A 23,861-nucleotide genomic window follows, 5' to 3' on the forward strand; every position below is an offset into this window, starting at 1 on the left:
CTAACTATTCCAAAGCATGCGATGACATATATCGTTGCAATTATTTAGAGAATAATTCTAATTCATCAGAAATTGATAAATTCATACTAAAACGCCACCCTTTCTGTATATTTCTACAAAAAGAATAGCGCTTTTTTTGTTATATAGATACAAGATTAGCTTAAATTATTTCTGTCCCAACTTATCTAACGTACAGAAAAATGTTTTTCTTTTTTGCTAAACAACATTCCTGTTGTAATAAATGCAAATAGTGCCAATACCACTAACATACAAAATATTGTATGTAAGCTTACAACTAATGCTTCGCCTTTTAATTGGTCACTTAACCATAAACCAGATACAGCAATACCGATTGTTTGCCCTAAGTTTCGCATTAAATTATTTGATCCCATGGCTGCTCCTCGCATATTCCAATCTACTGAAGATTGGATAGCGACTGTAAATACGGTGAGTGATAATCCGAAACCCAATCCCAAAATGCCTGTTACGACCATTATCCATGGCACCACTGTATTTGCATGCAATAAAACTAAACCGATACATCCAATTACAATTGTAGAAACACCTGTAAATGCTATTCGACCAATGGATGTTTTTCCTAACCATTTTCCAGATAAAATAGCTCCAATTGGCCATGTAATTGACAGTGGTAACATTGCAATACCAGAATAAGTAGCATTTAAGTTTTTAACTCCTTGTACCCATAATGGGATATAAAAGGTTACTGTTACCAATATAAAACCAAGTAAAAATCCTGCGATATTTGAAATAGTTATAGATCGAATAGTAAATAAAGAAAGCGGCAGCATCGGTTCTTTTCCTTTTACTTCAATCCAAATAAATAAACAAATTCCCACAAATGCTACAACAATTAAAGATACTATACTACTTGAGATTTGTTTTTGTTCTTTCCATAAAGTTAATGCGTATAAAAAAGCTGTCATACTTACCGTAAATGTAAAAATACCTGGGTAATCGATTATTTGTTTTTTCTTTTCAACTTGTTCATGCAAAGATATCCACAATAAAGTGAGAGCAATGATTCCAAAAGGAAGATTCATGTAAAAAATCCAATGCCAAGATATCATATCCACTATAAAACCACCAGCAAGCGGACCAACAATACCTGAGATCCCCCAAACACTGCTAATCCACCCCTGCACTTTTGCACGTTGTTCAAATGTAAAAATATCCCCAATAATTGTATAGGGGATTGTCGTTAACGCCCCTGCTCCTATTCCTTGAATCGTACGAAATATAACAAGCTGTCCCATTGTTTGTGAAAATCCTGAGAGCATCGAACCACTTAGAAAAATGACAACTCCAATTGTAAACATAATTTTTCTTCCATATAAATCTGCTAACTTTCCAAAAACAGGTGTACTTATAACGGTTGCTAGTAGATATACAGATATTACCCACGTATATAATTGGTTACCTCCTAAATCTTCTACAATTTTTGGCATTGCTGTACTTACAATGGTTCCTTCAATTGCAGTTAGGAAGGTTGCAATTAATAATGCAATAATAACAGGCTTCTTTTTTGTTTCATGATTCATTTTTCTCTCTCCTGATTTTGGCTCTCTATGAACCCCAAATGTTTTACTAGCCGATTTAAGTAAGAAGAAAATTGTAATATTTCTTCGTCAGTAAAAATCGAAAAGGATTGGCGGTTGCTGTCTATACGTAACGGTTTTATCTTACGCATTGTCTCTTCTCCTTTTTGTGTTAAAGAAACAAGTGTAGAGCGTTTATCCTTCGGATCAATAATTGTTTCAATAAATCCCCCTGTTTCTAATCGTTCTACAATTCCCGTTATTGATTGCTTTGTAACCAATGCATTTTTCCGTAATTCTTTTAACGGTAACGTACCTGCCTCATAAATACTTCCAAGCACATTCCATTGCTGAACCCTACTTAAACCTGCTTCACATACAATCCTACCTCCTATTCGGTTAAGTAGGTTATTAGATCGCATTACATCTAATACGACCTCAACAAGAACATCATCTTTATTTTCCATTTCACTCCACCTCCTCTTTCTACCTTAATACCCTTTTGTAATTTAGTCAATAAATTGACTAAATTTATATACCTATATTAACCAAAATATCTGAGACCGTATATTTCGTACAAAACAATAAACCCTCTATAGAATAAATGGATATGAAAATGTTCCGTTATGGGGGTACAAGTTTATCTTAGGTTGATGAGCATGAGTCTTCCTCCATGATACGATTATTCCATGGGTCATTCTCAAGATGTTGAATCATTCACCCTAGATACATTGCAGAAACAGATATTAGGCGAGAAGATATTCAACTAATCGAAATAGAAAAGTGGATGGAGAATAAAGCAAAAAACAACAATAATTAGTCAAGATCAGTTTCCAGAAATATCAAATTATATTAAAATTTATTCGAAAGAGGTTTACCAAATTATGTTTAAAAACGAAAAAGAGCTAAATAAGGCTTTTGAGGCTGCAAAAGCGACTTTAGAAATTGAAGGAATGACCGTTACAAAGGAAATGGAAAAAGTTATAAAAGCTAAGGTGGGAGGGAAGATAACTCGGCAACAATTTCTTGAACTAGCCGATGCTATCGCAAGACGTGAAAAGCTCAAATGAACAATCAAAATATTGCTATCCTGGAACTGATATATTAAAAAATAAAAAACGAGAAAACTCTGTTCTTCTCGTTTTTTATCCTCTCTTTATGGACAATACGCTCCCACTAATAGAAAGTTTCATTTATTTCATTACGGTAATTTCTGTTGAATTATAAATATGAATACCAGCCTCTTCATGAAGCGCTGCAAGATACATGCCTCTAGCAACTTGTTCGGCAGAAATGGGTTTATACTTTTTTAACGTACCTTTAAATATGAATGGTAACAGGCCAAAGATTTTCCCTGCCATTCTTTCACCAAAACGAAATTCTTTTCGCTCTCCTAATAATAACGATGGCCTAAAAATATGAATACCTTCGATTCCTAATTTTTGCAATTCTTCTTCCATTTTCCCTTTTACTTGTAAATAGAAAAAAACGGACTTTGAGTTTGCACTCATAGAAGAAATAACAAGAAAATTTTGTACGCCTTGTTTTTCAGACAAACAAGCTGCACGCAATGTATACTCATAGTCTACCTTTTTAAAATTAGCTTTCGTTCTTGCTTTCTTAATCGTTGTTCCTAAGCAGCAAAATACATCATCAACAGCAAAAAACTCTTTATACTCTTCCAAGATCGAAAAATCCACTTGTTTTTGTTGTAATTTTTCATGCTTTAGTTGCAGCGGTTTTCTCACAAAAATAGTAACCGAATCATAGTAATCAGAATCAAGCAATAGCTGTGTTACTTCTTGTCCAACTAAACCGCTTGCGCCGAGTACCAATGCTGTTCGTTTATTCATTTACATTTATACCTCTTTATCTACTTTTATTCCGCTTAAGCGGAAAGCATATCTCCTAGTTTATCCAGCTATTTGTAGGCAGTAAGACTCCCGCCTCACAATTTTAACAAAAGCTTTGGAGAGAGTCTGCTACCCATAAAAAACTTCGCTATATAGGAGTTTCCTCTTTAATATTTTATCATAAGTACGAAACAATGAGTTATTTAAACGTCCTGCTCTTTTTCTTTTTCTACTTCCGCTGGCAACTTTGTTACCAATGTAGAATCACCTAAATTATGAATAACTGCCTTTAAAAAAATTAACACCCAAACTAACGGTACTACGACTGCCAATATAAATAAAATTGCCAATGCCGTGTAACTCAATCGCTCATCCCCTTTTTCTTTCTCTCCCTCAATATATGAAAACAATGTTGTCACATATGCACGTTCCCTAAAATTTAATACTGTTCTTTTTTACAAATTTATAACAAAAAACAAATCGTAATCATTATTATTTATTGCAACTTTTCTAAGAATGTATTATACTAAGTTCGCAACTTAAAACGTAATTATTCCGTTTTATAACAATAAATGATTTTCTTCATTTATTGGGAAAGAATAATCTTGTAAAAAAAACGAAAAGAGGAGAATTACATGAATAAAAGATTAACCTTATTTTCATTTCTACTAGTTTTCGCATTAATCTTTGCTGGCTGTTCCGCTAAAAATAATAGTGTTGCAAAAAAAGGTGATAAACTTTCTGTGTATACAACTATTTTTCCACTTGCCGATTTTACTAAAAAAATTGGTGGTGATTATGTAAATGTCGAAACCATTTATCCACCAGGTGCTGATTCTCATACATATGAGCCTAGCCAAAAGCAAACTGTTCAAATTGCAAAAGCAGACTTATTTGTATATAACGGTGCTGGTTTAGAACCATTTGCGGAAAAGATGGAAAAAACATTGAAGCAGGAAAACGTACAAACTGTAAATGCATCCCAAGGTATTGATTTGCATGCTTCATCTGAAGATGAGCATCATGAACAAGAAAGCGACCATAAAGAACATGGTCATCATCATGATCAAGATCCACACGTTTGGTTAGACCCGATTCTTGCGATGAAACAGGCAGAAAAAATTAAAGATGCACTTGTAAAACTACAACCTGAACATAAAAAAGAATTTGAAAAGAACTTTGCAGCCCTACAAACAAAATTTACTGATTTAGACGATCATTTTAAATCTGTAGTTACCAATGCAAAAACAAAAGAAATTTTAGTTTCTCATGCAGCATATGGATACTGGGAACATCGTTACGGCTTAAAACAAATTCCAATCGCTGGCATCTCATCTTCGGAGGAACCATCGCAAAAAGAATTAGCTGCGATTACAAAAACAGCAAAAGAGCATGGTTTAAAATATATTTTATTTGAAACATTTTCTACTCCAAAAGTTGCTGAAGTAATTCAAAAAGAGACTGGTACAAAAATTTTGCGTTTAAATCATCTTGCTACAATATCTGAAGATGACGTAAAGAAAAATAAAGACTACTTTACGTTAATGGAAGAGAACGTGAACGTTTTAAAAGAAGCTACAAATTAATTTTTTCAAAGGCAGCTGATAATTCAGCTGTCTTTTCATGGTCGATACAGCTTGACTTACATAAAATAACAAGTACAATTATCCATACTATAAAAGATATCATTCAGAAAGTGAGTTGGAACTATGAATCTTCACATTTGTGAAGTAACAGCAAGTAATTGGCGTTCCGTCGCTGCTTTACATGTAGCAAGTGAGCAACAACAATTTATTGAAAGCAATGCGTTTTCTTTAGCAGAATCATTATATGAAGGAAACGGAACGTCAATAGGCTTATATGATGGAGAAACGCTTGTCGGGTACGCCATGTATGGCTGGTATTCTAAAGAAAATAATAGCGTATGGCTAGATCGCTTCATGATTGATTACCATTTCCAAGGACAGGGATATGCCAAACGTTTTCTTCACTTACTCATTCCTTATTTGCAAGAAAAATTTCAATGTGAAAAAGTGTATTTAAGTCTTCATCCAGACAATAAAGTAGCAATGAAACTATATGAATCATTCGGCTTTCGATTAACTGGTGATATCGATGACAGCGGACCTGTTGTAGGTGTTGTGATGGAATTACTGTTACATAAGAGATTCAGCCTATGAAAATAGGCTGTTTTTTATTGATTTCTACTTTCTTCCCCCTATATTTCTCGTTCTTACAACCGAGTATAATTTCCATAAAAAAATAAACCTGCAAAAAATCTGCAGGCTTATTTGATACATTCTTTAAAATGTTCCTGAAACCACTCTTTATTAATGTCTTTTCCGATGAAAACAACTTCGCTTATTCGTTTTTCTCCTTCTTGCCATTCTCGATCATAGGACGCAGCAAATAGAGTATGTACACCTTGGAATACAATTCGTCGATCTACCCCATCAATAGACAAAATTCCTTTATAACGATATAAATACTCCCCGAGTTCCTGAACAACAGCTGACATCCATTCGTTTAACTTTTGTAAATCAAGGGGCTGTTTTTCACGTAATACAAATGATTTTACCCCTTCTAAATGATGGTGCTCTGTATGAGGATAAATTTCTAATGTATCACGCGTTTTAAACGTTTGAATTTCGAGTAAAGCTGAAATATCCACTTCACAATTTGTCGTTGGGATTAATTTTGCTGTTGGATTCATCCCTTGTAATTCAATAAGAAGCGCTTCTTTTTCTACTTCTCCAATTAAATCTAATTTATTCACTAATACAACATCTGCAAAGGCAATTTGTTCTTTTGCTTCCAGTCCTTTTTCAAAATGTTTATGAATATGATAACTATCGATCACTGTCACAACACCATCAACTTTATACGATGATTGAATGACTGGGTCTAAAAAGAACGTTTGAATAATAGGACCTGGATTTGCAAGCCCCGTTGTTTCAATCACTAAACCATCAAAATCCATTTTCCCTTCTGCTTTTACATCTAATAGTTGTTTTAATGCGACAAGCAAATCTTCACGAACTGTGCAACATAAACAACCATTTGTCATTTCCATAATTTCTTCTTCAACATTCATAACCAATTGATTATCAATGCCAATTTGTCCTATTTCATTTACAATAACCGCTAATTTTTTTCCGTGGTCTTCTGACAGGATTCTATTTAGCAATGTCGTTTTCCCGGAACCAAGAAAACCAGTTAAAATTGTTACTGGAATTATTTCGTACATCTGTTGGCATCTCCTTATAACTATCTCTCTATACATTATACTATACAGAAAAAATATATATTGTATATAAAATCCTTATATACAGAGTAGCATACTATATCCCGCTTTTATGCTACAATCTATATCATAAGGCGATAAGATTTTGAACAAACAAAAGAATGATTACTCATGGAAATGATTCGAAATTTGGTTGTCCAATGCTCGTCTTGCATTTTTATGGGCAATTATTTTCGGTTTTTCCTATTTAGGATAGATGAAAATCATTAGACCAATTTTTCAACACGATGTTCAGCAGATTTCATTTTCCTATAAATAAAAGAAGCTCTGTGACTCTATCACTTTTCTTTTTCATATCTATTTTTTATCATCGCAAACACACATGTATCCCTTAATCCATTTCCATCTACTGCTACACTACTATTTTCTAAAATTCCTTCTAATTTAAAGCCTAGCTTTTCAGGTATCGCTCTACTTTTCCGGTTTGTGGGGTCACAACGAATTTCTAACCTGTTTGCTTTCAGTTCAGAAAAAGCATAATCGATAATTCCTTTTACTGCCTCGGTCATATAGCCTTTCCCACTAAAGCGTGTATCAATCCAATATCCAATTTCAAACTGTGGTATTTCCCACTTAATCCGGTGCAATCCAGTAGAAGCAACAAATTCACCAGTCTCCCTTAAAAAGGCTAACAATCTTAAATCTTCTCTCTGTAAAAATTGAATATGTGCCCTTCTTATACTAGCTTCTACTTCCTCTCTCGTTTGTTCTTTTTGCACAAAAGCCATCCAAGATTTTAACTCTTGTATTGATGCTTGAATTGCTTCATAGACCGCTGCCCCGTCTCCAGGTTTAGGCATTCGAATAAATAATCTATCTGTATAAAATTCCGAGGGAAAATCAAGTAACAATGGATTCATTTTCACTACTCCTTAGTATTTTTATATATATAATAATATTTATTCTAAATGTAAGCAACGACTTTTCTGATTTTAAATACACTTCTGATTTTTTTAAATTATTCCCATGTAATGTAGATACACATCAGAAGATTCACAAAAAATACAAACCGTATTGCTCTCAATCCTTTTATTTCCACATATAATAAAGGTGTAGGATAGGAATGTAAGGAAAGGATTGATAAACATGAAACGTACTTACGACTATCATGCAACGAAAAAACAATTAGAACTAAAGAAACAGCAATTATGTAGACAGCTTACGAGTGTAAGACTAACAGAAGAAGAACGAAATCAAATAAAAATGGAAATCGATAACTACGATTACATTTTAAACTTAGTAGAAATGAATCATTATGAACGTGGAATTTCTCATTAAAAGCAGAGAACATCATTTCAAGTGATGTTCTTTTCCCTTTTTTATCATAAAAAAGCTTACAATGGGCAAAAAAACGTTCTAAAACAAAAAAAGACAACAATGTATATATTGTTGTTTTCAACTTACACAATCTTCTTTTTATCCGGTTTACTAGAAACTAAATAATGTTTCTCTGATATATATAAATCCCTTTTTAATATACGATTTAAATATGGTGCTAATTTTATGCCACATATAAGACGATCTTCATTGTCTTCTACAATAGGGAATGTTTCTTTCTCTGTTACATATTGATCTACTGCTTTTTGTACAAGATCAATCTCTTTTACAAGTTCTAAATTTTCATCTGTATGTTCAAACACCTCTAGCGTTTCCTTTGTAATAAGAAACTTATTTGTTGGAAAAGCTTGTAAATAAGGCTTTAATAAGTCATAATTCACTGTATAGTCATCATTAACTAATACTGTGTACACAATATTTGTATTAGTCTCTAAAAACTTTGCCATCGCTTGTTCTAGCTCGTCTTTTGTAATTGGCCTCTCCTCTTTTCCACTTTTGAAAAAGCGAAACATTGCATCGCCTCCTTTTTACTATATTATACCATAAAGAGAAAACTGAAAAATAAAAAAAACCTATTGAACGATTTTTTCAATAGGTTTTTTTGTGAGGGTAAATCATAATTTAATTACTATATCTTATTTTAAGAACGCACTCAACATCCAAACATGCTGTTCTAATGTTGTATGAATTGCTAATAACATGTCAGCAGATGTTTCATCTCCAGCTTGTTCTGCCACTTCCATACCTTCTTTTAACTCTTGAATAATAGCAGAAAAATCATTTACTAATACTTGTACCATTTCTTCCGCCGCTTCTTTACTTGTTCCTTCATGAACTGTTGATGTTTCTAAATATTCTTTCATTGTTGCTAACGGTTTTCCGCCTAATGCTAAAATACGTTCTGCCAATTCATCAATATATGTAGCAGCTTCTGTATAAAACTCTTCAAATTTCTCATGTAATGTAAAGAAGTGTGGTCCTGTCACATACCAGTGATAATTATGAAGTTTCACATATAATACATTCCAGTTTGCTACTTGTTTGTTCAATACTTCAACAACATTTGTTTTCGTACTCATCCAATCCACTCCTCTTACAATTTTAGAATTATTCTCTTTTAATAATCCTATTTTATTGTACCATACTTTTCCTTTCCTTCCAAATCATAAGCTTATATGTACTAAATTTTTAATAATTTTCATCAACCGGGTTCTCTTCACCCACTGATTATGAGCCCTCACCAATCAAGTTGTTACAGGCAACAAGGTTCCCCTCTCTGAATTTTGAGGCAGGAGTCTTATTGCCTAAAATTTATGTACTCTTTCTATCACTTCGCATGTCTAATTGTCCGAGCACTTACATATGCATAGTAATAAGATACGTTCATCATAGTAGAAAGAGGGATGACATGAATAATCAACAATGGCAAGTAGCAAAAAAGGTTGCTGCTACTTATATTGGAACTGTCGTCGGAGCCGGTTTTGCAACTGGAAGGGAGATTGTCGAGTTTTTTACCATCAATGGAATATATGGAACAATTGGAATATGCATAAGCGGATTTTTCTTTATTTGGCTAGGGACAAAAATGATGTTACTTTCTTCTCAAATTGGTGCATTTTCTGCACAAGAATTTAATAAATACTTATTTGGGGATGTATTTGGGAATGTTGTGAATACATTATTGCTACTTGTACTATTTGGAGTTACAAGTGTTATGCTATCAGGTGCAGGTGCCGTATTTGAAGAACAACTTCTTCTCCCAAGACAACTTGGTATTTTTATTACAGTAATCGCTTGCCTCATTATCGGCAGCCGCGGGCTACAAGGTGTTTTTGAGGTAAATACTCTAGTCGTACCAATTATGATGATTTTTATTATTGGACTTGCTATCACTACTTTGCTCCATGGTGCAACACCTATCTATAACGCGGTTCCTGCGGAAAATTGGAATATAAAATGGATTACAAGCCCTATTACATATGTTGCTCTCAACCTTTCACTCGCCCAAAGTGTTCTCGTACCATTAGCAAGTGAAGTAAAAGAGCGCAAAGCAATTATATGGGGGGGAATTCTAGGTGGAGCAGGACTTTGCTTTATCCTATTATGTAGTCATTTAGCCATTTTATCTGTTGAACAGTTTTATCAATACAATATTCCAATGGCAGAAGTTGTCCGACGCTTTAATGCAACTTTCCACTTTTTCTTCGTTCTCATTATTTTTGGTGAAGTATTTACGACTTTAGTCGGTAATATCTTTGGAATGACAAAACAAATGCAATCGATCACAGGATGGAAAAGCAATTATATTGTCTACTTTATTTTACTAATTAGCTACTCTTTCAGCTACATTGGGTACAGTGAACTTCTGCACATTTTGTATCCCATTATCGGGTGGGTTAGCATCATAATACTTCCAATTATTGCATGTAAACAACTTCAAAAAACATAGAAAGAAGTATCCTCAGGCGGATACTTCTTTTCATTCACAATCTTCACACACTTCCCAATACGGCCCCATCTCTATCGCTAAATATGGGTACAACTGCAGACGAATCATACGGCTTGGCATACGCTCTAATACAAATTGAATCGCATCTTTATCTTCTTCTATTTCTATTTTTACGATTGCTATTCGTTGCATTGTCGCTATAGAATTTCCATCTTTATATAAAGTCAGTCTTATTTCATTATGTTCATTAAAATATAATTCCACACTCATATGTGCTACTGCGATATCATTACCAATTAAATATTTTCCATTTTGTTCTTGAATTATATATTTCCAGCCACCTTTTTTCTCTTCTATTGGAGCAACTTGAAATAATCCAACTAAATCCTCGTATAGCATAAGATAACCCCTCTCTTACTAAACAACATGAGTATTATATTATACCCTTTCTATCTACTATATTCATTGTATCATATATCGACTCTATTCCTGCATTCATTTGCTTTGTGCAACGTTGTTCTCATGTGCAATAATATCCTCTTCCTCTACATTCACTCAGCCTTGAAGTAAGAGATCTGACTAAAATAAAACAGCAATATAAAAAGCAGGAATGTTCATATTCCTGCTTTTTGCTAAAATACTTTTCCTGTCGCCGCTAAAGCTAATACTGCAATCAAACTTGCAAACAATAAAGAAACAATAAAACTAATAATCGGTAACGTTTTCTTTTCATTTTTCTTAAATAACAATCTTATACTAAGAATAATATTTAGTGGTACGCCAATAAAATAAAAATACTTCATAATTCTCGCTATACTATTCGAACTATTAAAAAGTGTTCGAAATATAAACACTTCAACTAAAAAAATAAGAAAAAATGAAATACTAAACCAAAATGAAACATAGCTAAGCCAAGAATGTCTTTTCGTTCCCCAATACATTCCCATAATGTTCTCCTTTATATGTAGTCTACTTTATAATATTTATACAAGCATACAACAAATCCCTTTATCTTTCGACAAATAAAACAAAACTTTCATAGATATTTTTCTGATTTCACTGTCAACCTTAACATGGAGAGTTCGATAAAGCGAAATTTTAATCCGTAAGGCTTTTCTTATTATGAGCCCTCACCAATCGGGCTATTGCTGCCTAAAATAGCGGATAAATAAAAAGGAGCTGTCTTTGTAACGGTTCAGTTACCTTAAGACAGTCTCCTTGCGATTTATATCTTAAATTTTTCAATTAAGACTTGTAATTCTTCAGCCATTTGTGATAATGTTCCAGCAGCCGATCCGATTTCTTCCATAGAAGCTAATTGTTCTTCAGTGGATGCAGCAATATTTTGTGTACTTGTTGCATTATTTTGTGCTGTCCTTGCAATTTCACCAACCGAAATCGAAACTTCATTTGCGCCTTTTGACATTTCATTTGCCGTTTCTACCATACTTTCAATTTGCTTAGCAATTTCATTTGTAGAATGCAATATTTCTGCAAAGTTTTGTTTTGTCTCATTCGCAATTACAAGACCTAACTGAACTTCTTCATTGACATGATTCATTGATTTGACTGTCTTGCTCATATCTTCTTGTATTTCACTTACTAGCTTTCCAATTTCGTTTGATGACATGCTAGATTGCTCTGCAAGTTTCCTTACTTCATCTGCAACAATGGCAAATCCCTTGCCATGCTCCCCAGCTCGCGCAGCTTCAATAGCCGCATTTAACGCTAATAAATTTGTTTGATCAGCAATATTTTGTATCACTTCTAATATTTCACCAATTTGTTTTGATTTATCATTTAATAATTGAATCACAGCATCTGATTGAGAGACAGATTTTACTATCGAATTCATTTGATTTACTGTTTTTCCAACTAACTCCCCGCCATTCTCTGCTTTTTCACGAGTATACGAAGAAGAGTTGGCGATTGCCGATGAGCTATTTGCTACATGCTGAATCCCTTCTGTTACATTATGTAATAATACCGCACCGTTTTCAACGCTAGACGTTTGCTCTCTTGCCCCAGTCGAAACTTGCTCCATTGCCGTCGTAATCTGTTCTGTTGCCTCACTAGCCTGTCTGACACTTGCAGTCAATTCTTCAGATGCTGCGGCAACGTGTCCTGCTGAAGTATTAATTCGACTAATTAGTGTACGCAATGATTGTGTCATGTTATTAAAAGCTTTTGCCAGTTGACCAATTTCATCTTGCGAATACATTTCAATCGTTTGTGTTAAGTCTCCCTCACTAATTTCATGTGCAGTAGTTACTAACCTTTTTAAAGGTTTTGTGATAGAAAGGGTTACAAAATAAATGATTGTACCTCCTAAAAGTAAGGAAATTACCATAATAAGTAACGCATTATAAAATACAGGTTGAGCCGCTTCAATGATTTCACTGCTATACATTATTCCACCAATTTTCCAACCCGTTTTTAAATTTGTAGCAAATACCATTTTCTTGTCACTATTTCCATAAGAGTAAGTAAACATACCATGGTTTTCTTGATACAGTCGTTTTGCCCAAGAGTCCGCAGCTTTTTCACCTGATTTCTCCTCTGGATGAGCGATGATTTTTTGATTGCGATCTAAAATAAAAGCATATCCTTTTTTTCCGATATTAATTAATTTTGATGTTTTCAATAAATTGTCAAGGCTTAAATCTAAAGCAACAACGCCATTTTTATCATCCGTTTGTTTTGCGATTGTTACTACAATATGACCATTTCCCTTTGCTTTATATGGCTCGGTTATAATTATGCCACCATTTTTACTGATTGCATCCTTATACCAAGGCCGCGTTGTCGGATCATAGTCTGCCGGCATTTGTACATCCGGTTCCTGTACAAACGTCTTGTCGTTTCCTGCAATATATATCTCTTCAACCTCCGGATTTAGCAATATATATTGAGATAACATTTTCTTTAATTCATCATGATTTTCTCCTGCATACAAGTCACTTTTCATGATTCTTGCAAAATTATTTACATCATTAAATTTTTCTTCGATTACTTGATTAATAAGATTGTCTAATATTTGAATATTTTCATTTGCGCTATTCATAATTTGCGATTCAAAGTTTTTCTTCGCAGTTTGATATGATATCCCACCAATAATTGAAATAGCAACAATTAATATAATAAAAAATGAAATCATTATTTTTTTTGCTACTTTCATATTTTGAAACCATCTTATAAACTGATTCATAATATCCTCCTTTATTATGTGAATATTTAAACTTTAAGATTAAAAACAAAAAAACAAATCATCTGATCACTATCCTTATGACACATGCAAACACTTTGTAAAGTTTAAACAAATAATTTCTTTTTGTCCATATATAAGGATAATTATTATTATAAATTTTACAATCAAAAAAACCAAAAGGATTTCCTTTGTTTTTTATGTAGCTTTCATTATCTTTATTATATGTATGTCTTTTTAAAAAGCCGCTTCAATTCACGTCATTTTCTGATACAAATTAAAAATAGTTGTAATGAAAAATGAATTCGTATAATAAATTGTTCATTACAACTAAACAAATGTATAATCAAAACAAATTTTCTCAATATACTTATATAAAATTGAAAAAGGTATCCGCATATAAAAAACGAATCTTATTCACTAAAAGGAGTGGATTTGATGGAAATGTATCAATGGCTAATTGCTGTTCTCATTGGTGGCATAACTGGCTTCGTTTCCCATCTAATCAATAACCAAGGTAAGTTATTGCTTCCACGCCGTTTAAAAACCTTTTTTCATCTTGGATTTTTCACTGATATATTAGCCGGCAGTCTTGCTGCGCTTCTTGGACTTGTATTATTTGATGCAACTACAATAAAAGAAATTATTAAAGTAGCCATTGTCACTGCTATTTCAGGACAAACCTTTTTGCTTCATCAAGCACTAGGTGGGGAACAGGCAAAGAATATGCAAATTAGTAAAGCTGACGAGAAAATTCAAGAAATTGACAAATTATTACGACGATAATCTATACTTCCGCTAAAAATTACTGTTATAATATTTATAAACTGAACTGTCTGTCAGAAGAAAGGGTGTTTCTTATGCCAAAAAAGAAAATAGAGGATTTCTTAACAGACTCCGAAAAAGAGGAACTAATAGAAAACTATAAATGTTTACGAGAAGCTCGTACAAAACGCGAAGCTAATCATTTTGGCGAAGTAGTAAATCACCTATTAAATAAAGCAAAAAAACGAATTATTGAAGACGCAGGAATTCCTGATGAAAATGCTGCAACTATTCAAACAAAGCGAAAAGCGCTGTTTTAACAAAATGTTAAAACAGCGCTTTTTATTTTGTTTACATAATATAATTATTGTTTGTTATAATGTAACTTTTTGTTTTTCATTCTCTTCTTTTACTAAATCTATCAATCCATTCCCTTCGGATGTTCGCTCATATCCCAATGGAACTGTGCGTTTAATAAGCTGTGCATAAATTTCCGGTTCTGACATCCTTCTTCCATATTCTCTTTCACATTGCTTAATTAGAAGTGCTAATGCTCCGGAAATATGTGGGGTCGCCATAGATGTCCCGCTCAATACAGCATACTTTCCTCCTGGATACGTAGAAAGAATGTCTTCACCTGGTGCTACTAAGTCAATTTCTTGATTCGAATTACTGAAGCAAGCTAACTTTCTTTCTAAATTCACTGCTCCTACTTCAATTACTTCTGAATAAGCACCTGGAAAATCCAATTCTTCTGTTCTGTCATTGCAATCACCACTATTTCCAGCGGCACATACAACTAGCACGTCTTGCTTGACAGCCTTTTGAATCACTTCATGTAATTCTGGTACATCTTCTGGTCCACCAAGTGACATGGAAATAATTCTTACTCGTTCTTGATTTGGTCCTCTCCAGCTTATAGCATAGTCAATCGCATCGATAATATGTTGATAGTTTCCTGATCCGTCCCCTGCCAATACTTTTAATACTAATAATTTAGCCAGTGGTGCAACGCCTAAAACTCCAATATCATTTTCTGTTGCTGCGATTGTTCCAGCAACATGCGTACCATGCCCATTATTATCAAGATAATTATTTGGATCATTTCCATAATCCTCTGTAAAGTTTCTTCCGCCAATAATTCTATCCTTTAAGTCTACATGGTTGACATCACAGCCTGTATCTAATACTGCTACAACAATATCGTTTCCCTTTTCACTCTTTTCCCAAATCTCAGGAGCGTGAATCAGTTGTACACCTGGTGGAATTTCGTTTGCTTGTTCCACCACCCTGTTTACTGTAAACGGAATTAATCGAATTCCTTTTTGCTTATTCGCTGTACTACTGCTCATCTGAATCCCTCCTAAAAGAGTATGATGTCCCTAGCAAATATGCGTACACTTATAGATGAAAATTCTTGTTTCTATTTCAAAATTCCTGCTTCAAAATATTTCTCAATTACAAAATAACTACTACTTTATCTTTTGGGGCCATAAGCTCCATTTCTTTAAGATAAGCATAATTGCCGGAACAAGTAGTGTCCGCACAAGAAATGTATCAACAATAACTCCAAGTGCCACAACAAATCCAAACATAAATAGTTCTAATAATGGCTGGGTCGTTAATACCGCAAACGTTGCTGCTAATATGATACCAGCAGAAGAAATAACACCGCCTGTTGCAGTTAATCCATTCTCGATTGCAACCTGCAGAGGATGTTTCGCAGTTTCTTCTTTAATACGAGAAACGAGCATAATATTATAATCCACTCCAAGTGCCACAAGGAATACAAACGTATATAGTGGAATGCGATAACTCATGTCCTTGTATCCAAATATATGTTCAAACAGAAACATACTAAGGCCTAATGCCGCACAATATGAGAGTAGAATCGTTCCAATCATATAGATTGGCGCAATCCATGATTTTGTTTGTATACCTAACAAAATCAATATCAATATAGATATGAGTACAACAATGCATGTTGTATCGTGATTATTAATCTGGTACAAATCAGCTTGCTTCGCCGTTTCACCAGAAAAGTAAACATGCCCATTCTTCACAAATTCATTTTCCTTCTGCTGCAGAAATTGAATGGTATCCATAGCCTGTAGTGAATACGGTTGATCTTTTAAAATCAGTTGCACTTTCGCTGCTTTTCCATCTTTAGACCGCAATTGATTGGTATTCTTTTGAATCGCCTCAAGAGAAGGATTCACCCTTTCTATCCCTTTTTGTACCGCTAATTTTCCTACAAACTGTACAATTTCCTCATCGGTTACCTTTTCTTCCTTCGCCATTACAACCGTAATAGGAGCTAACTGACCAGGAGAATATTTCTGTTCAATTAACTCATATCCTTGTCTTGATTGTAAATTTTCCGGAAAAGACTTTAATAAGTTAAAAGAGTACTGAATTTGAAATAGATTCAGTGAACATATGACTAGAAAAATAGCAACTGCTCCTCCAACTATATACGGCTTTCTTACTACAATATGGCTCACTTTTCTCCAAATGACATGTTTTTCTTGCCGCTGTCCAACCTTTGGTATAAAAGGCCAAAACGCTTTTCTACCAAATAGTGCAAATAAGGCAGGAAGCAATGTAATTCCCCCTAAAATAATGACAACAAGCGCAACAGAAAATAGTGGTGCAAAGTTACGGTAACCGTTATATACTGCAAAAAAGAGCATGAACATGGAAGCAAGCACGGTACTTCCACTAAAGAAGATTGGTTCCCCTACTTTTCGCATCGCCTGTTTCATACTTTCATATTTATCTTCTCGTTTTTGCAATTCTTCCTTATAACGTGCAAAAATAAATAGAGCATAATCTGTTAATGCTGCAAATAATAAGATTGACATAATAGACAATGATTGCGATTTAATTTCAAGTCCCCATTTACCAAATAAACCGAGACTTCGGTCAATCATTTGGTATACAATAATTGCTGCAATCAGCGGAATAATCGCTAAAAGAGGAGAACGGTAAATTACAATTAATAAGATAAAAATTAATCCAATTGTTGAGAACAACAGGACAAGATCAGCATTTTTAAAAATTTCTAATGTATCCGCAGCAATCCCCGCAGGTCCTGTTATTTTAGCTTCCATATTAGTAGGAAGTTCCTGCTTTAATACATTTTTCATTTCTTTTACTGTATTATGAATCTCTTCTACTTCTAAATTACTTGTCATCGTTACCGGAAGAATAAAACTTGTTTTATCCTCAGATACAAAGCCGTTCAACATTTGAACTGGCATTTCACTAATCGGAATTATTTTTTCAACATGTTCGATTTTTTTAGCCTGTAATTGCTTTGTCACCTCTTGAATACTATGTAACTGTTCTTCTTTCATTTCTTCTTTTTGATGAAAAATAATAATAGCTGGTAATCCTTCATCATTTGGAAAATATTTTTCTACTTGTTTTTCAGCTTGTATAGATGCTGCACTTTCAGGAATCCCATCACCACTCACATTGTTTGCATATTTCTTTGCTGGTTTTGAAATTCCTGTTAAGACAAGCATAGCTACAATCCACGATATAACAATTACTTTGGCACCTTTTTTACTACTTGCAAAGTCTGTTATACGCTGTAACCATTTCCACATACAACCCCTCCTTACCCTATATTTAACAAAGTAAATTAACAACTTTATTAAATATACATATTACTTTCTTACAAACAAATAAAGTGTAAGACAAATATATATATAAAACAAGATTGTTCACAAACATGACAAATACTATTTGTATATAAAGATAAATGATTTTTAAAACAAAAAAAGTATCCAGTCATACTTTGAAGCATCCTGGATCTTTCACCAAAATAATGAAATTGGTATCAATCCTTACATAAAAAACTCCTAACATCATCTGTTAAGAGTTTTTATTGAACAAATTTTGAACAGTGAAGTTTTCATCGCTTCCTTATCGAACTTCTAGATTGAATATTCAATAAAAATAAAATCTATTACCTCATTCTTAATCTTTCTTTCAATTGCATTATATAACGAGAGCGTATCATCACAAAATATATCATTTGAATTCCTACAAATATACTTAAGACGATCGCATTTTCTTTTAGCAAAGAATAGTCAAACATTTGTCCTAAAGCCGTTAATGCAACACCGCCATGTAACGCTGCTACACCAATTGGAACAAAGAATAATAAAGCCAATCGAATTGTGACGACTTGAGATAACTCTCTACTCGTTAACCCTATTTTTCGAATGGATTCAAATAAACGATAATCATCATCTAGGTCAGAGAATAGTCGAAAATATAGAAAACTACCTGCACAAACAAAGAATACAATTCCAATAAAAAATCCGACAAACAAAATTGGACCTGCAAATTGTAATGCTTGCTTGCTCTGATACGCTGCGGCATAAAACTGTGAATGCTCTTGGTACTGCTTTATATGCTCCATTATTTCTTTGCCCGCTTCAAATTCATTTTTCGTTTCTTTTGTTTCATACATATAATCTTTCATTTCTTTAAATCCACTTTGTAATGCATTATATTGCGCATCTGAAATGACATAGACATCACGAAGAAGTACTTTACTAAGAGTAGATGTCTTCACTTTTTTTACTGTCAATACTTGTTCTTCATTCGATAATTGTATCGTTTTTCTTTCTTTTTTTGGTGGTCCTGGCATTTCATTTGATAAGAAAAGTGCTGTATTTTGCTTGAAAGCAACTTCCTGTTCACCTGTCAGTTTCGCATACACCTTATAATCAGATTTTTTTATAAAGGACGCTCTGCGCATCGATTGATCTTCACTTCGTTTCGATGCTATCATGATTTTGCTAGTAGGTATATTATATTTTTTTAATGTTTTCTCAATCAATTGTATATGCTCTGTTTCATTTTCGTTTCCTGTTCCAGAATGATATTGAAAGGCAATTGGTTTCTCCATCATTTCTCTAGTCATAGAAGTAAAACCAACTAAAGTACCAATCGCTGAGAAAGCTACAGTTGAAATAATTGTAACAATAAAAAACATGCGGGCATTATCTCTCATCCGATATGCTAAATCTGAAAGCGTTATGATGTTTGTTCGCCTCCAGTATAAACGTTTGTTCTTCTTACATCTTCGGATCATGAATACGCTCAACTGCTTATACATGAAATAAGTACCAATTGTAACAACCGTCGTAACAGGAACTAACATAATAAAAACCATAGCTCCATGTGAAGATAACGCCCCTATATATCCTACACTAAGTAACAATACGGCTAAAAATGAAGCAATTATAGATACTTTCGGTTCGGGCTTCGCTTTTACCGAACCTCTAAATAACTTCATAATTTGATTTTTACGAATCAACCCAGCACTAAAAAATGAAATAATAATAAATAAAATGACAAACATCAAACTTGTTACACCAATAGCCTTTATTGGTACATAATATGACAAGGACAAGTCTAACTGAAGTAATAGCGGTGCTACGAAAATAAGCAAACCTGAAAATAACATTCCGCAAAGAATACCGGTAATAATCGCTGCAATCCCAAGCATAACATTTTCAAAAAAGATAAGTCGTCTTAATTCAAACTTCGTCATGCCGAGCATCATCAATATCCCTAATTCCCGTTTTCTCGTTTTCAAAAACATGCCCATAGAATACAAGATAAAGAAAAATGTAAAAACATAAATAATAAATTGTGCAAATGACATACTGAAAAATACATATTGTCCTAATTGGCTAGCGCTTAGTACAGGATGAAATGCAAAAAATGAATAAACAAAAAAAGCCATAATAGCAAATGCACTACTTAAAAAATAAGCCGAGTAGATCCTTCTATTACGCGTTACATTTCGAAATGCTAATTCCCTAATGCTCATCTTATTTCTCCGCCCTTTCGATTACTATACTGCTATCATACATAAAGCAAAGAATTGGATTCCATCGATTCAAATGACAAAAACATTACATTCTTGAAAGGTTACAGAAAAATTGATTAACTCAAAGAGTTTATTTATAATAGCTACATTCCTATTCATACATTGTCCTATTGTATATTCGACCGTTTTACGAAATAATAAGAGTGGAGACATATGAATTGAATGTATACATAACAATTTATCGCTCATAGGAGGATATATCATGACTTTACAAGAGCAAATTATGAAAACATTACATGTTCAATCTGTAATTGATCCAAAAACAGAAATTCGAAAACGAATTGATTTCTTAAAAGATTATTTGAGAAAAACAGGTGCAAAAGGGTTCGTACTTGGTATTAGTGGTGGTCAAGATTCAACATTAGCAGGTCGCTTAGCACAGCTTGCAGTAGAAGAAATTCGTAACGAAGGAGGCAGTGCAAAGTTTATCGCTGTACGCCTTCCGTATAAAGTCCAAAAAGATGAAGATGATGCACAACTTGCTCTTCAATTTATTAAACCAGATCACTCTGTTTCTTTTGATATCGCTCCAGCTGTTGATGCATTTTCAAATCAATATAAAGACTTATTAGGCGAATCACTAACAGACTTTAATAAAGGCAATGTAAAAGCTCGCGTCCGTATGGTGACACAATATGCAATTGGTGGTCAACAAGGTTTACTTGTCATTGGAACAGATCATGCAGCCGAGGCTGTTACCGGCTTCTTTACAAAATATGGTGACGGAGGAGCGGATCTTTTACCACTAACAGGCTTAACAAAACGTCAAGGTCGTGCTTTATTACAAGAATTAGGTTCTGACAAACGACTTTACTTAAAAATGCCAACAGCAGACTTATTAGATGAAAAACCAGGTCAAGCTGATGAAACAGAATTAGGAATTACGTATGATCAACTGGATGATTACTTAGAGGGAAAAGCAGTTCCTCAAGATGTAGCAAAAAAAATTGAAAAGCGTTATCTTGCAAGCGAACATAAAAGACAAGTACCTGCATCTATGTTTGATGATTGGTGGAAATAAGTATCCTAAAAAACGAAGCTACTATGATGTAGCTTCGTTTTTTATCGAAATGCTTCTATTTTCTTTTCTAAAAGATTATGTTGTTGATGCAATAATAGAAAGAACTGTAAATGTATTGATCATACGTTCTTCTTCACTCACTTTTCGAATCATTTTACAACACACATAAGTGAAACTTTAATCAGTGGCGCTGTTACGGGCTGTGAGGTTCCCGCCTATCTCCCTTACTTTTCTCCGAATCTTGAGATGGTAGACTTACTCCCCCTTAATAACGGAATAAAAAGAACACCTTTTTAGGTGCTCTTCTTTCATTAATATGTAAATGTAATGGTCGCTAATGAATATCCTGCCATCGCACTATATGGCGCAACTTGATAAGAAACGTGCTTTGCACCTTTCGGCCAGGAAATTTCATTTAATGCTCGGTTAATATCTTGCATTGTTCCATCCATTGATTGTTTATAACGTAGTTCTACTTTTTGTGGCTTCGCTGCAAATTCTTTCTGTAATTTTTGCTTTAATTCATTATAATTATTAGCCCCGTATTGTGTAGATAAATACACTAAATTCGTATCTTTTAGCATTTGGTTATATACAGCCGTTTTTGCACTACCTGCTTTTATTTTATTTATTAATTCATCATAGTAATTTGTAGTTGCTGCTGGATACTTGCTACGGTCCCATTCATGATCTTTGCTCATTTGCTCATCTGTCATATTGTAATATGAGTATGTTACACGCCCTGCTTTATCAGGAACTGGATCATCAAACGTAGTATCTAAATGATACCATTTTCCCTCAATCTTTACTAAATTCCAGGCATGAGCTTGTCCGTTTCCTTTACCAGTGACAAAACGTGTTTGAATCCCTGCTTGCTGCATCAATTGATATGTTAATAGTGTGTATCCTTGGCAAACAGCAGAACGATTTGCTAAAGCTTCATATGCTGTATATGCTTGATAAGAAGTATCATAAGAAACATGTTTCACCACATAATCATGAATCGCTTTCACCTTTTCATGTTCATCCATGCCAGCCTTAATAATTGTGTTAACAATTGCTTTTGCTTGCGCCTTTACATATTGTGTTTGTTCCTTTGACTCACGATAAGAGATATGTAATGTAAACGTATAATTTCCTGGTAATCCACGTATAGAATATCTTGTACTTGCAATATTGTATTTTATATACTCATCTGCATCTACTATTTTATTATATTCTTGATAAAGCATATTCATTACAGATCGAGCATCGCTTTCTTTCGTATTATATTTTAATGTAATATTTTCTTCTTGATTATTAATCTTCTGTTTTAACTCTCGTTTAAAATCTTCCAACAACTTGGCCTCTGTTGATGGAGCTACAATTGATTGATTTGATGCTGCATAAGATATCGAAGGGACTTGTAAACCACCAATCATAATTGTTGAGCAAAGTGCAGCAGCTGTTATATATTTGTTTGTCTTTTTCATTCTTGTTAATCCTCCTTATGTAAAAATATACAACAAAGCTTTCATATATTTATAGAGTATACAATAGTTTGTGAAAAATAAAATATGAGATTATGCATATTTATTAATTGCCATTTTAATATTATTAAAGGGAGTTTCCTCAATATTTCATGAAAATAAAAAAAACAATAGCATAACAAAGTAAACTACTGCTTCTTTTAACTAACATGTTTGTAATATGCAACACGCATTTTCAAAACGACGATGTTTTAAGTCTTCATTTCCAATCAGAAATAAAACATTCTTAAATCTCCCCACATCATATTACAATTGTTATAATCTGAATCTACTTGGAATAAAAGGACCATATCATGCCGGTTTATCCCAATATACTCTCCAGCTCCTTGGAAATCTCCCTCTTCCTTAAAATGACTTTCATAACAAAAGAAATAGAGCATTCCTGTTCGAGGTAAATTATGCTTGAAATCTATATTTTTTAAATCTGCTACGTCAACTAACTCACCACTTATCGTTGGGCTATGCCCTTCACACGATTGAAGTAGGAGATATCCTTGCCGAATACAAATGAAACTGCGCAATAAATTGCAACAGCTCTCCTTTATAAATTGGATATTCGAATGATACAGGCCCATCTGGAACTTCTCCCATTTTAGACTGTTCAATTTCCAACTTATCTTTTTATCTCAGTACTACTTTTATACAAGGAAATATCGTATCCATTAATTCCTGTTTTAAATGTGTTAAATCATACTTTTCCATTAATGATTCAATTTGGGGCTTCATAAATTCTCCCTCAGTCATGTACTTATCCGTATCATAGCATATATATCGTAGTAAATTCATCTTCAAAAATAACATGTCATAAAAAACGGGCTTGCCTCCTATACGCGAACAAGTTTTACAAAGCATAGTATACAGTGTTCCTACAAACACGATACCTCATCATTTCTCTAAGAAACGTTCTATTTATTTTGATTTTTA

23 protein-coding genes and 1 pseudogene are annotated in these 23,861 nt (G+C 33.6%); 8 read left to right on the top strand and 16 right to left on the bottom strand.

Going from position 1 to position 23,861, the window contains the following annotated elements:
- Positions 1–185: 185 nt before the first annotated feature.
- Together MR056_RS09040 and MR056_RS09045 are read right to left on the bottom strand one after the other, a co-directional pair.
- Entirely contained in the window at positions 186–1,559 is a 1,374-nt protein-coding gene (locus tag MR056_RS09040) for an MDR family MFS transporter (protein WP_087098496.1), read from the bottom strand.
- Positions 1,556–2,023, bottom strand: coding sequence for a MarR family winged helix-turn-helix transcriptional regulator (locus MR056_RS09045; protein WP_087098494.1), 468 nt, complete (start codon positions 2,021–2,023; stop codon positions 1,556–1,558). The genes MR056_RS09040 and MR056_RS09045 overlap by 4 nt, the downstream gene beginning before the upstream one ends.
- A 417-nt stretch (positions 2,024–2,440) precedes the next feature.
- Between MR056_RS09045 and MR056_RS09050 the strand changes: the two genes are divergently transcribed.
- Positions 2,441–2,626, top strand: a complete 186-nt coding sequence (locus MR056_RS09050) for an antitoxin VbhA family protein (protein ID WP_255815749.1) — start codon at positions 2,441–2,443, stop codon at positions 2,624–2,626.
- A gap of 123 nt (positions 2,627–2,749) precedes the next feature.
- Here MR056_RS09050 and MR056_RS09055 read toward each other — a convergent pair whose 3' ends face one another.
- Together MR056_RS09055 and MR056_RS09060 are read right to left on the bottom strand one after the other, a co-directional pair.
- Positions 2,750–3,409: an oxidoreductase gene (locus tag MR056_RS09055; RefSeq protein ID WP_048722809.1), complete on the bottom strand. Its 660-nt coding sequence runs from the start codon at positions 3,407–3,409 to the stop codon at positions 2,750–2,752.
- A gap of 203 nt (positions 3,410–3,612) precedes the next feature.
- Positions 3,613–3,828 (bottom strand): hypothetical protein, encoded by a 216-nt coding sequence (locus tag MR056_RS09060; protein WP_012094014.1) that lies wholly within the window; start codon positions 3,826–3,828, stop codon positions 3,613–3,615.
- A 216-nt stretch (positions 3,829–4,044) separates the two neighbouring features.
- On the opposite strand from MR056_RS09060, the gene MR056_RS09065 reads away from it, so the two are divergent.
- Together MR056_RS09065 and MR056_RS09070 are read left to right on the top strand one after the other, a co-directional pair.
- Complete coding sequence (locus MR056_RS09065; protein WP_048722807.1) at positions 4,045–4,995, top strand: metal ABC transporter substrate-binding protein; 951 nt, start codon at positions 4,045–4,047, stop codon at positions 4,993–4,995.
- 123 nt (positions 4,996–5,118) lie between these two features.
- Entirely contained in the window at positions 5,119–5,589 is a 471-nt protein-coding gene (locus tag MR056_RS09070) for a GNAT family N-acetyltransferase (protein ID WP_012094012.1), read from the top strand.
- A 107-nt stretch (positions 5,590–5,696) separates the two neighbouring features.
- Here the strand turns inward: MR056_RS09070 and MR056_RS09075 are convergent, their stop codons facing one another.
- Entirely contained in the window at positions 5,697–6,647 is a 951-nt protein-coding gene (locus tag MR056_RS09075; RefSeq protein WP_041810333.1) for a CobW family GTP-binding protein, read from the bottom strand.
- A gap of 344 nt (positions 6,648–6,991) precedes the next feature.
- The gene (locus MR056_RS09080; protein WP_012094010.1) at positions 6,992–7,573 is read right to left on the bottom strand and encodes a GNAT family N-acetyltransferase; all 582 of its coding nucleotides are present in this window, start codon (positions 7,571–7,573) and stop codon (positions 6,992–6,994) included.
- A gap of 226 nt (positions 7,574–7,799) precedes the next feature.
- Between MR056_RS09080 and MR056_RS09085 the strand changes: the two genes are divergently transcribed.
- The gene (locus MR056_RS09085) at positions 7,800–7,991 is read left to right on the top strand and encodes a DUF3896 family protein (RefSeq protein ID WP_012094009.1); all 192 of its coding nucleotides are present in this window, start codon (positions 7,800–7,802) and stop codon (positions 7,989–7,991) included.
- Between the two features lie 122 nt (positions 7,992–8,113).
- Here MR056_RS09085 and MR056_RS09090 read toward each other — a convergent pair whose 3' ends face one another.
- Positions 8,114–8,563, bottom strand: coding sequence for a DUF3939 domain-containing protein (locus tag MR056_RS09090; protein WP_012094008.1), 450 nt, complete (start codon positions 8,561–8,563; stop codon positions 8,114–8,116).
- A gap of 123 nt (positions 8,564–8,686) precedes the next feature.
- Positions 8,687–9,130 carry a Dps family protein gene (locus MR056_RS09095; protein ID WP_012094007.1) on the bottom strand — a complete coding sequence of 148 codons (444 nt, stop codon included), beginning with the start codon at positions 9,128–9,130 and terminating at the stop codon, positions 8,687–8,689.
- Between the two features lie 329 nt (positions 9,131–9,459).
- Here MR056_RS09095 and MR056_RS09100 point away from each other — a divergent pair, with 329 nt between their 5' ends.
- Positions 9,460–10,500 carry a YkvI family membrane protein gene (locus MR056_RS09100; RefSeq protein WP_048722806.1) on the top strand — a complete coding sequence of 347 codons (1,041 nt, stop codon included), beginning with the start codon at positions 9,460–9,462 and terminating at the stop codon, positions 10,498–10,500.
- A 30-nt stretch (positions 10,501–10,530) separates the two neighbouring features.
- Here MR056_RS09100 and MR056_RS09105 read toward each other — a convergent pair whose 3' ends face one another.
- From MR056_RS09105 to MR056_RS22850, 3 genes are all read right to left on the bottom strand, one after another.
- Positions 10,531–10,899 carry a DUF3979 family protein gene (locus MR056_RS09105; protein ID WP_087094817.1) on the bottom strand — a complete coding sequence of 123 codons (369 nt, stop codon included), beginning with the start codon at positions 10,897–10,899 and terminating at the stop codon, positions 10,531–10,533.
- 233 nt (positions 10,900–11,132) lie between these two features.
- Positions 11,133–11,447 (bottom strand): hypothetical protein, encoded by a 315-nt coding sequence (locus tag MR056_RS09110; protein WP_012094004.1) that lies wholly within the window; start codon positions 11,445–11,447, stop codon positions 11,133–11,135.
- Positions 11,448–11,725: 278 nt separating this feature from the next.
- On the bottom strand, positions 11,726–13,708 hold the full coding sequence (locus MR056_RS22850) for a methyl-accepting chemotaxis protein (protein WP_012094003.1): 1,983 nt from the start codon (positions 13,706–13,708) through the stop codon (positions 11,726–11,728).
- 435 nt (positions 13,709–14,143) lie between these two features.
- On the opposite strand from MR056_RS22850, the gene MR056_RS09120 reads away from it, so the two are divergent.
- Both MR056_RS09120 and MR056_RS09125 read left to right on the top strand, forming a co-directional pair.
- A complete protein-coding gene (locus tag MR056_RS09120; RefSeq protein WP_012094002.1) occupies positions 14,144–14,491 on the top strand; it encodes a DUF4257 domain-containing protein in 348 nt (115 codons plus the stop codon).
- A 74-nt stretch (positions 14,492–14,565) separates the two neighbouring features.
- Positions 14,566–14,790: a hypothetical protein gene (locus tag MR056_RS09125; protein WP_012094001.1), complete on the top strand. Its 225-nt coding sequence runs from the start codon at positions 14,566–14,568 to the stop codon at positions 14,788–14,790.
- 54 nt (positions 14,791–14,844) lie between these two features.
- Here the strand turns inward: MR056_RS09125 and MR056_RS09130 are convergent, their stop codons facing one another.
- The 3 genes from MR056_RS09130 to MR056_RS09140 form a co-directional block, all read right to left on the bottom strand.
- Complete coding sequence (locus tag MR056_RS09130; RefSeq protein WP_087098490.1) at positions 14,845–15,822, bottom strand: S8 family peptidase; 978 nt, start codon at positions 15,820–15,822, stop codon at positions 14,845–14,847.
- A gap of 120 nt (positions 15,823–15,942) precedes the next feature.
- Complete coding sequence (locus MR056_RS09135; RefSeq protein WP_087098488.1) at positions 15,943–18,084, bottom strand: MMPL family transporter; 2,142 nt, start codon at positions 18,082–18,084, stop codon at positions 15,943–15,945.
- Positions 18,085–18,446: 362 nt separating this feature from the next.
- A complete protein-coding gene (locus tag MR056_RS09140; RefSeq protein WP_087098487.1) occupies positions 18,447–20,327 on the bottom strand; it encodes an ABC transporter permease in 1,881 nt (626 codons plus the stop codon).
- A gap of 262 nt (positions 20,328–20,589) precedes the next feature.
- On the opposite strand from MR056_RS09140, the gene nadE reads away from it, so the two are divergent.
- Complete coding sequence (gene nadE, locus MR056_RS09145; protein ID WP_012093997.1) at positions 20,590–21,408, top strand: ammonia-dependent NAD(+) synthetase; 819 nt, start codon at positions 20,590–20,592, stop codon at positions 21,406–21,408.
- A 311-nt stretch (positions 21,409–21,719) separates the two neighbouring features.
- Here the strand turns inward: nadE and MR056_RS09150 are convergent, their stop codons facing one another.
- Positions 21,720–22,880, bottom strand: a complete 1,161-nt coding sequence (locus MR056_RS09150) for a transglutaminase domain-containing protein (RefSeq protein WP_087098486.1) — start codon at positions 22,878–22,880, stop codon at positions 21,720–21,722.
- A 201-nt stretch (positions 22,881–23,081) separates the two neighbouring features.
- Positions 23,082–23,227 (bottom strand): annotated as a pseudogene (locus MR056_RS22620) (DUF1963 domain-containing protein); the annotation flags it as partial.
- Between the last annotated feature and the right edge of the window lie 634 nt (positions 23,228–23,861).

Origin of the sequence: Bacillus cereus group sp. BfR-BA-01360, from assembly GCF_022663595.1 — a bacterium.
Lineage (GTDB): Bacteria > Bacillota > Bacilli > Bacillales > Bacillaceae_G > Bacillus_A > Bacillus_A cytotoxicus.